Raw genomic sequence first — 1,083 nt, 5'->3', positions numbered from 1 at the left:
GCTTTTCTGCCAATGTGCAGGACATCATCAAAAGCCTTGACTTTGACAAACAGATCGACAAGATGGATAAGAACAACCGTCTGCTGTCGGTGGTAAAGGCTTTCTCGGAGCTTGACCTCGATCCCAAGACCATTGACAATGTGAAGATGGGCTATATCTTTGAGGAATTGATCCGTAAGTTCTCTGAAAATGCCGAAGCCGGCGATCACTACACGGGCAGAGATATTATCAAGCTCATGGTCAACATTCTGCTTGCGGAGGGCTGTGATGATATTTTCGATGACCACAAGGAGATCACCATACTCGACCAGGCAGCAGGCACAGGCGGTATGCTCTCGACTTCATATAACTTTATTCATCGCTATAACCCGACTGCGAATGTGCGTCTGTTCGGGCAGGAGATCAACCCTGAGTCCTATGCGATGTGCGTGGCTGAAATGCTTATCAAGGGGCAGAATGCCGAGAATATCCGTATGCAGGACACTATGAAGGCTGACTGTTTCCCCGACAGACAGATGCGTTTCGTAATCGAAAATCCGCCGTTCGGTACGCCGTGGGGCGGCAAGGACGCAGCAGAGGGTGTCGAGCAGGCTGTCAAGGAAGAAAACCAGAAGGGCTTTGACGGTCGCTTCGGTGCAGGACTGCCGGGTTCAGGCGATATGCAGTTGCTTTTCATTCAGTCGGCTGTGAACAAGATGGACAATGCCCTCGGTCGGGCTGCGATCATCGAGAACGGCTCTCCGCTGTTTTCAGGCGGTACATCTTCGGGCGAGAGCCAGATCAGACGGTGGCTGCTTGAAAATGACCTGATCGAAGCGATCATCGCACTTCCCGTTGACCTGTTCTACAACACAGGTATATTATGTTGTAAATGATAATATACCGTTCTTTACACCCGATGAAATTATCATAAGCTCGTATGAGTTTTATCCTAATCTTGATGAATTGGGCCGCTGTGGTGCTTGTATAGCCTGTATATCTATTGATATGATGCCGACTGCTGAAAGAGAGGGCATAGGAATGATAAAGCCCTCCGGCTGGCATATAAGCAAGTATGATTTTGTTGAAGGAAAATACTTGTAT

At 48.6% G+C, this 1,083-nt stretch carries 1 protein-coding gene; it reads left to right on the top strand.

Annotated elements, in window-relative coordinates; genetic code table 11:
- On the top strand, positions 1-875 hold an 875-nt coding region (locus CUS_RS03955), incomplete at its 5' end, for an HsdM family class I SAM-dependent methyltransferase (protein WP_002847653.1).
- Positions 876-1,083: the final 208 nt, after the last annotated feature.

Source organism: Hominimerdicola alba 8, from assembly GCF_000178155.2.
In the GTDB taxonomy this organism is placed as follows: Bacteria; Bacillota; Clostridia; order Oscillospirales; family Ruminococcaceae; genus Hominimerdicola; species Hominimerdicola alba_C.
Note: the sequence above shows the minus strand (reverse complement) of the source record. Positions and strands in the feature narration are given on the sequence as shown.